Origin of the sequence: Streptomyces calidiresistens (assembly GCF_014141525.1) — a bacterium.
Lineage (GTDB): Bacteria > Actinomycetota > Actinomycetes > Streptomycetales > Streptomycetaceae > Streptomyces > Streptomyces calidiresistens.
In genome coordinates, this window is record NZ_VKHS01000190.1 from 1 (window position 1) to 7,902 (window position 7,902).

Here is a 7,902-nt window from a genome sequence, read left to right on the forward strand (position 1 = left end):
GGCATCCCCTCGCCCGCCCGGCCGGTCGGGGACGCACTCCCGCCCGCGGACCCCTCCACGACGGGCACCCTGTCCGCGCCGATGATCGACCCGTCCCCGGCGGACGGCGCGCCCGCCGGTCCGGTCCCCCCGCTGCCCCGCCGCGACAACGGGGCCGTGTTCCGGCAGCCCGACGGCCCCACCACCGGCCCCGGCACCGGATCGATGGAGCCGCCGCCGGCCGGATACCCGGGCGCCGATCCGGGGACGCCGCCGGGTGGTGTCCCCGCCGCCCCGGGGGCTCACCCGCGGGCCGGGGAAGCCGTCGCCACGGCGAATCCGTCCGATCGTCCGTCCGGCCCGGGCACCCCCCCGGAGCGGCCCCTGACGGACGAGGGCGTCGCCGGTTGGCCCTCCCGCGATCCCGAGGCCACCGAGGCCATGCCCCGGCTGCCCGAGCCCTTCGGCACCGGTTCCACGGGCGGTGCCCGGCCCGACGCGGCCGAGGCCGCCTCGCGGTTCCCCGCCCCCGCCTACGGCACCGGCTACGCCGAGCCCCCCGGGCACCGTGACACCGACGCGGACGAGTACTACGAGGAGTACGAGGAGTACGACGAGGAGCCCCGGCGCGGACGGGGCGGCAAGCTGCTGGTCCTCGCCCTCGTGGGGGTCGTCGGTCTCCTCGTGGTGGCCTACGGCGCCGGCCTGCTCCTCAACCAGGACGACGTTCCCCGGGGCACCACGGTGCTGGGCCACGACATCGGCGGCACGACCACGCAGACGGCGGTCAACCGGCTGGACTCGGTGCTGGAGGACCCCGCGAGCGCCCCGCTGCTCCTGGGCATCGAGGGCGAGACCGTGGAACTGCTGCCCGCCGTGGCGGGCCTGACCATCGACACCGAGGCCACCGTCCGGGAGGCCGCGAGCACCGACTACAACCCGGTGAGCGTCATCGGGTCCCTGCTGGGCTCCGGGCGCGAGGTGGAGCCGACCTTCGGGGTGGACGAGGAGAAGCTCAACGCCGCCCTGCTGGACCTGGCGGACATCGGCGCCGCCGCCCCGCGCGACGGCTCGATCTCCTTCGACACCGGTGCCCCGGTGGCCGACTACGGGCAGCCCGGCCTGGCGGTGGACGTCGCCTCGGCGGCGCCGGCCGTGCAGGAGGTGTTCCGCCTGCGCGCCGCGACCGGCGAGAACCCCACCATCGAGGTGCAGACCGTGGAGGTGGAGCCGGAGATCGGCCGCGCCGAGGTGGAACGCGCGATGGAGGAGTTCGCCGAGCCCGCCATGTCGGGCCTGGTCACCATCGTGGCGGGCGCCGACGGGGTGCCGGGCGTCGCCCCCACCATCCAGTTCAGCCCGGAGAACTCGCTGCGGCAGTTCCTGTCGATGCGGCCGGTGGACGGCAAACTGGTCGACCACTACGACCTGGAGATCATGGCGAGCCTGTACGGCAGCACCTTCGACCAGGTGACCATCGTGCGCGGCGACGGACAGGCCACGCCCGTCACGCCCGAGGACGTCGCCTCGGTGCTGCGGCTCACGCTGCGCGAGACCGGCGAGGAGAACCGCGTGGGATACCTGGATCTCGACCCCTCCTGAGGGCGGTCCGCGGCACCCGGCGGACGACGACGGCGCGGGCGCCCGTTCCCCCTCCACGGAGGGCCGGAACGGGCGCCCGCGCCGTTCACGCGCCCCCGGGAGGTGCCGCGCGCCCGCCCGGCTTCACCCGGTCCCGCCCGGACCGGCCGTGGACAGGGGACCGCGCAGGTAGTGGTAGTGGTGGTGCTCGGCGAAGCCCGCACCCGCGTACAGCGTCCGCGCGGGGACGTTGTCCACCTCCACCTGCAACCACGCCGCGCTCGCGCCCCCGGCCAGGGCCTCCCGCGCCAACTCCGCCATCACCGCCCGGGCCAGACCGCGCCGACGGTGCGCCGGCGCCACCTCCACCGCCGCGAAGCCCGCCCAGCGACCGTCGACCGTGCACCGTCCCACGGCCCGGGGCGGGGCGTCCGGCCCCGCTTCCGGATCGGGCACGGTCGCGAACCGCACCCCCGGGCCGGCCGCCAGCACCCGTCGTGCCGCGACCGGGTCCCGATGGGCGTTCGGATAGCCCCGCATCCACCGCTCGTCCGGCTCCCGGCCGATCACCACCCGCGGGTCCGGCTCCCGATCGGCGAGTGCGGCCAAGGAGCCCACCAGGGTCACGGCGTGCCCGGAGGCGGTCCACCCGGCCGCGGCCGTCGCCGCCGCCGTCATCTCCCGTGCCCCGGCCGCCCCCGTGGTCACCGCGAGTTGCGGCGGCAACCCGCGCCGCGCGTACCAGGCCGTGATCGCCTCGAGGTCGGGCTCCCCGGGCCCCAGCGGAACCGCCGAGTTGGCGCGCCGGGTCCACCCCCCGGCGGCCCGGCACAGCCAATCCCCGATCCGCTCCTCCTCCGGCGCGGGCCAGCCCCGGGCGGCGACCGCGCACAGTTCCCCGAGCCCGGCGGCCGGCACACCCCGGCGTCGGGCCGGGGCCGGGGGCACCACCTTTCCCGCGACCACGGACCGTTCCGCCAGCGCCACGGAGGTGCCGTCCCGCCGCGTGACGGTGATCACCCCGTCCGTCCAGGATGTGAGAACGCCGACCGTGTCGGTGAACCCCGCGCCCGGCCCCGCCGGATCCACCAGACTGCGGACCGACACGCGTTCTCCCAGGTCATCGGGGGTGATCCGAACCTCCAGCCGTGCCCCCGCCGCGAACTCCGGCATATTGATCGCCCCTCGTGTTCGTGCTGTGTCCCGAAGCGGCGATACTAGGGGGCGGCATCGACGACGCCGCGCTCCCGCGCGCCGGCCGGTGGCACCACAGCGGGCCACCGCCCCTTCATGGAGAGGAACCACAGCGTGACCTACGTCATCGCGGAGCCTTGTGTCGACCTCAAGGACAAGGCATGCATCGAGGAGTGCCCCGTCGACTGCATCTACGAGGGGAACCGCTCCCTGTACATCCACCCGGACGAGTGCGTGGACTGCGGCGCCTGCGAGCCGGTGTGCCCGGTCGAGGCCATCTTCTACGAGGATGACGTCCCGGAGGAGTGGAAGGACTACTACAAGGCGAACGTCGAGTTCTTCGACGAGCTCGGTTCGCCGGGCGGCGCGGGCAAGCTCGGCCTGATCGAGCGGGACCACCCGCTGGTCGCGGCCCTCCCGCCGCGCGACCACGAGGAGTGATGCCGACGGGTGACCCGCGGTCGCCCGTCATCCCCCTTCGGTCCCGTACGGCGCAGCCGTGCGGGACCGTGGCGTACCGGGCGCCGGGTGCCGCCCGGCACCGTCCGGCGCCCGCCGTTCCGTCCGCCCCTCCGTTCCGTCCGTCGCGTCCGCCCCGAGGAGTCCAGCGCGTGTCATCCGTCCCCGTTCCCGTTCCCCCCGCGCAGTCCCCGGCCGCCGTGCGCGGCGGTTCCCCCGCGGCCCGACTGCCCGTCTTCCCCTGGGACACCCTGGCGGGGGCGAGGAGCACGGCCGAGGCCCACCCGGACGGTCTCGTCGACCTGTCGGTGGGTACCCCCGTGGACTCCGTGCCGCGGGTGATCCAACGGACGCTGGCCGAGGCCGCCGACCGGCCCGGCTACCCGACCGTGTGGGGCACCGCGGCGCTGCGCAACGCGATCCTGTCCTGGTCGGAGCGCCGGCTCGGGGCGGGGCCGCTGGAGTTGGACCACCCCAACGTGCTGCCGGTGGTCGGCTCCAAGGAACTGGTCGCCTGGCTGCCGATCCAGCTGGGTCTGGGCCCGGGCTACCGGGTGGCCTTCCCGCACCTGGCCTACCCCACCTACGAGGTGGGCGCGCGGTTGGCGGGCGCCGAGCCGGTGCCCTACGAGGACCCGCTGGAGCTCGACCCGGAGGGACTGCGCCTGCTGTGGCTCAACTCCCCCTCCAACCCCACCGGGCGGGTCCTGGCGCCGGAGCGGCTGCGGGCGATCGTGGAGTGGGCGCGCGGGCACGGCGTCCTCGTGCTGAGCGACGAGTGCTACCTGGAGCTGGGATGGGAGACCGATCCCGTCTCGGTGCTCGACCCGGCGGTGTGCGGCGGGAGCGTCGAGGGGCTGATCGCCGTCCACTCGCTCTCCAAGCGTTCCAACCTGGCCGGCTACCGGGCCGCCTTCCTGGTGGGCGACTCCACCGTGCTGGGCGAGCTGCTGACGATCCGCAAGCACGGCGGCATGATGGTGCCGGCCCCGGTGCAGGCCGCGACGGTGGCGGCGCTCGGGGACGACGAGCACGTGGTCGAACAGCGCGCCCGCTACGCCGCCCGGCGCGAGACGCTGCGGGCGGCCCTGCTGGGGGCGGGCTTCCGGATCGAGCACAGCGAGGCCTCGCTCTACCTGTGGGCGACCCGGGACGAGCCGGGGCGGGACACCGTGGACTGGCTGGCCGGGCGCGGCATCCTGGTGGCTCCCGGCGAGTTCTACGGTCCGGCCGGCGCGTCCTTCGTCCGGGTCGCCTTCACGGCGACGGACGAGCGGGTCGAACAGGCGGCTCTCCGCCTGTCCTGAGCGGGTTCCGGCGGGGGTCCGGGAGGCCGGTCGGGCGGGGGAACGCGGCCGGCGCCGGTCGGAACGGGCATCCGACCGGCGCCGGCGGGCGCGCGAGGGGGGATCGGAGCCACGGCGGCGTCCGCCGGGGCCCGGGTCCGGCATCAGCCGATGGGCAGGCCGCCGAGGAGGCCGCCCTGGCCGCCGGCGAGCGGACCGCCGCCGGGCAGGGCGTCGATCGGAGCGGAGATCGGCAGGCCGGCACCGCTCGGCTTGGGCAGCGGCAGGCCGTCCTTGGGCAGGTTGCCGTTGGCCAGACCGCTGCCGGCCAGCGCGCCGATGGTCTCGCCGAGCACCGCGGCGCCGCTGCCGGCGGCCCCGCCGACGGTGTCCTGCGCGGCGGGGGCGGCGCTGCGGCCGGCGGCGCCCACCACCTTGCCGGTCGCGGGCACGGCGGCCTTCACGGCCTCCCCGGCCGCCTCACCGGCGAGGACGGTGCCCTTCTGCACCGCGCCGTCGAGCGCCTCCCCGGCGGCGGCGCCGTCCAGGGCGCTCAGCCCGCCGAGGTCGCCCTGCGCGGGCTCCAGGGCGTGGGCGGCCCCGGCCGCCCCGGCGACGGGCGCGGCGCCGGCGGCGATCACCAGGGCGGCGCGGGCGATGTGGCGCTTGAGGGGGTGGGACATGATGCTCCTTGGCGAAAGATGCTCGTTCGACGACAGTCGCGATCCGCCGGGGGTAACCCGATCGGACGCGCTCTGCCTATCGCCGAAACCGGCGCCGAGGTTGCGGCCCGCCGGGTAAAGTATTGGTAACGCTCTGTAATTATCATTTCTTCTGCCCCGGAGGGGAATCCCATCGGGGGAATCCGGGGGAGGTGTGTTGACGCACGCGGCCGTCGTGCCGCCGGAAACCCGGCGACCTCGGCCTCACGGCGTGATCCCGTCCGGTCCCGGCCCCGCCTCACGCCGGGCATCCCCGACAAGATTCCCGGTCGCCCTCCCCGTGCGGAACCTCCGCCCGCCGTCACCGTTCACCCTCCGTCACCCGCGGCACGCCCCTCCGCGCACCTCCACCGGCACGCCCTCCCGGTGCCGGCGCGGCCGACGGGGGCCGACGGAGGGGAGGCCCCGCTCCCCTCCTCCCCGGGGTGCCCGGGGGGATCCGGTGGCCCGCGCGAGCCCCCGGGCGCCCCGGTGGCGTCGGGGTCCCGGTCCCCGCGGACCCGTCCCCCGGCGCCGGGTAGCGTGATCCGACATGCACGCACTACCGCACCCCGCCGGCCCCGCCGACACGTCCCTGGACCTCACGGCGGACGCCGCCGAACTCACCGCCCGTCTCGTGGACATCCCCTCGGTGAGCGGTGACGAGAAGCCCCTCGCGGACGCCGTCGAGGCCGCCCTGCGCGAGCTGCCCCACCTGAGCGTGGACCGGTACGGCAACAACGTGGTCGCCCGCACCGCGGTGGGCCGCCCCGAGCGGGTGGTGCTCGCCGGACACCTCGACACCGTCCCCATCGCCGACAACGTCCCCTCCCGCCTGGACGCCGACGGCGTGCTGTGGGGCTGCGGCACCTGCGACATGAAGTCGGGCGTCGCCGTGCAGCTGCGGATCGCCGCGACCGTCCCCGAGCCCAACCGGGACCTCACCTTCGTCTTCTACGACAACGAGGAGATCGCCGCCGAGCACAACGGCCTGGGACACCTCGCCGAGCACCGGCCCGACTGGCTGGCGGCCGACTTCGCGATCCTCCTCGAACCCTCCGGCGGCGAGGTGGAGGGCGGCTGCCAGGGAACCCTGCGGGTGGAGCTCCGGCTGACCGGCCGGCGCGCCCACTCCGCCCGTTCCTGGATGGGGGAGAACGCGATCCACGCCGCCGCCCCGGTGCTGGAGCGCCTCGCCGGGTACCGGCCCCGACGTCCGGTGGTGGACGGACTGGAGTACCGCGAGGGCCTGAACGCGGTGGGCATCGCGGGCGGGGTCGCCGGCAACGTCATCCCCGACGCCTGCGTCGTCACCGTCAACTACCGCTACGCCCCCGACCTGGACGAGGAGGCGGCGCTCGGGCACGTCCGGGAGGTGTTCGCCGACTGCGGCGTCTCCGGGTTCGTCGTCACCGACCACTCCCCGGCCGCCCGCCCCGGCCTGGACCACCCGGCAGCCCGCGCCTTCATGGCGGCGGTCGGCGGCACGGCACGGCCCAAGTACGGCTGGACGGACGTGGCGCGCTTCGGCGCCCTCGGGGTCCCGGCGGTCAACTACGGTCCGGGCGAGCCGAGTCTGGCGCACCGCCGGGACGAGCGGGTGGACACGGCGGTGGTGCTCCGGTGCGAGGAGCGGCTGCGCTCCTGGCTGACCGGCCCGGTGGGGGAGTGAGGGGGCCCGACGGTTCCCGCCCGGCGACCCGACACGCCCGGGCGAGGCGGGGGCGGCGCCCGCGCACCCGGCCCCCGGGGCGGGAGCGGGCGCGTCGGACGGTCCCCGCCCGTTCACCCGCGTGTAGCGGGGGCCGACCCCCGCGCGGCGTAGGCTGCCGGGGATCCCCCCGCGCCCCGGGGGCCGGACGGTCGGCGCGGGCGGATCGACCGTACGGCAGCGAGGAGCGGATATGAGCAGCGCGAACCACACCCCGGGGGACGCCCCCGAACCCACCGCTTTCGCGGACGCCGCCCATCGGCGCGAGCAGCACCTGGGGCCGGTCGTGCGCCGTCGCGACCAGATGGTGCCCGGCACCACCGACCAGCGGTTGCTGGACACCCAGGGCCCCTCCGACTGGCTGCACGAGGACCCGTGGCGGGTCATGCGGATCCAGGCGGAGTTCGTCGAGGGCTTCGGCGCGCTGGCCGAACTGGGCCCGGCGATCAGCGTCTTCGGCTCCGCCCGCACCGCCCCCGGCACCCCCGAGTACGAGTTGGGGGTGCGGATCGGTCGCGCGCTGGCCGAGGCCGGCTACGCGGTGATCACCGGCGGCGGCCCCGGAGCCATGGAGGCGGCGAACCGCGGCGCCCTGGAGGCCAACGGCGTCTCCGTGGGCCTCGGCATCGAACTCCCCTTCGAGCAGGGGATGAACGAGTACGTCGACCTCGGCGTCAACTTCCGCTACTTCTTCGTCCGCAAGACGATGTTCGTGAAGTACGCGCAGGGCTTCGTCGTCCTCCCCGGCGGGCTGGGCACCCTGGACGAGCTCTTCGAGGCGCTGACGCTGGTGCAGACCGGCAAGGTCACCCGCTTCCCCATCGTCCTGGTCGGCACCGCCTACTGGGGCGGGCTGGTGGACTGGGTGCGCGACACCCTCATCGCGCAGGGCAAGGCCTCCGCCAGGGACGAACACCTCTTCCACCTGACCGACGACGTCGACGAGGCGATCGAGCTGGTCACCAAGGTCACCCGCTGACCTCCCCCGACC

7 protein-coding genes are annotated in these 7,902 nt (G+C 75.7%); 5 read left to right on the forward strand and 2 right to left on the reverse strand.

The window, feature by feature from the left end; all coding sequences use genetic code 11:
• Positions 1-1,581: peptidoglycan binding domain-containing protein (locus tag FOE67_RS10545; protein ID WP_228473742.1), on the forward strand; the 1,581-nt coding region annotated here is incomplete at its 5' end.
• Between the two features lie 123 nt (positions 1,582-1,704).
• Here FOE67_RS10545 and FOE67_RS10550 read toward each other — a convergent pair.
• Positions 1,705-2,733, reverse strand: coding sequence for a GNAT family N-acetyltransferase (locus FOE67_RS10550; RefSeq protein ID WP_182662899.1), 1,029 nt, complete (start codon positions 2,731-2,733; stop codon positions 1,705-1,707).
• Positions 2,734-2,868: 135 nt separating this feature from the next.
• Between FOE67_RS10550 and fdxA the strand changes: the two genes are divergently transcribed.
• Positions 2,869-3,195, forward strand: a complete 327-nt coding sequence (fdxA, locus tag FOE67_RS10555; protein ID WP_182662901.1) for a ferredoxin — start codon at positions 2,869-2,871, stop codon at positions 3,193-3,195.
• A gap of 218 nt (positions 3,196-3,413) precedes the next feature.
• The gene (gene dapC / locus FOE67_RS10560; RefSeq protein WP_323384668.1) at positions 3,414-4,520 is read left to right on the forward strand and encodes a succinyldiaminopimelate transaminase; all 1,107 of its coding nucleotides are present in this window, start codon (positions 3,414-3,416) and stop codon (positions 4,518-4,520) included.
• Positions 4,521-4,663: 143 nt separating this feature from the next.
• Here the strand turns inward: dapC and FOE67_RS10565 are convergent, their stop codons facing one another.
• Positions 4,664-5,182 (reverse strand): ATP-binding protein, encoded by a 519-nt coding sequence (locus FOE67_RS10565; RefSeq protein WP_182662905.1) that lies wholly within the window; start codon positions 5,180-5,182, stop codon positions 4,664-4,666.
• A gap of 571 nt (positions 5,183-5,753) precedes the next feature.
• Between FOE67_RS10565 and dapE the strand changes: the two genes are divergently transcribed.
• Positions 5,754-6,872: a succinyl-diaminopimelate desuccinylase gene (dapE, locus tag FOE67_RS10570; protein ID WP_182662907.1), complete on the forward strand. Its 1,119-nt coding sequence runs from the start codon at positions 5,754-5,756 to the stop codon at positions 6,870-6,872.
• A 232-nt stretch (positions 6,873-7,104) separates the two neighbouring features.
• Complete coding sequence (locus FOE67_RS10575; protein WP_182662909.1) at positions 7,105-7,890, forward strand: LOG family protein; 786 nt, start codon at positions 7,105-7,107, stop codon at positions 7,888-7,890.
• Positions 7,891-7,902 lie beyond the last annotated feature (12 nt).

Bases quoted from the DNA above. Each gene is read 5' to 3' on its own strand.
- FOE67_RS10550 (WP_182662899.1), bottom strand. From the start codon at position 2,733: ATGCCGGAGTTCGCGGCGGGGGCACGGCTGGAGGTTCGGATCACCCCC.
- FOE67_RS10565 (WP_182662905.1), bottom strand. From the start codon at position 5,182: ATGTCCCACCCCCTCAAGCGCCACATCGCCCGCGCCGCCCTGGTGATC.
- dapE (WP_182662907.1), top strand. From the start codon at position 5,754: ATGCACGCACTACCGCACCCCGCCGGCCCCGCCGACACGTCCCTGGAC.
- FOE67_RS10575 (WP_182662909.1), top strand. From the start codon at position 7,105: ATGAGCAGCGCGAACCACACCCCGGGGGACGCCCCCGAACCCACCGCT.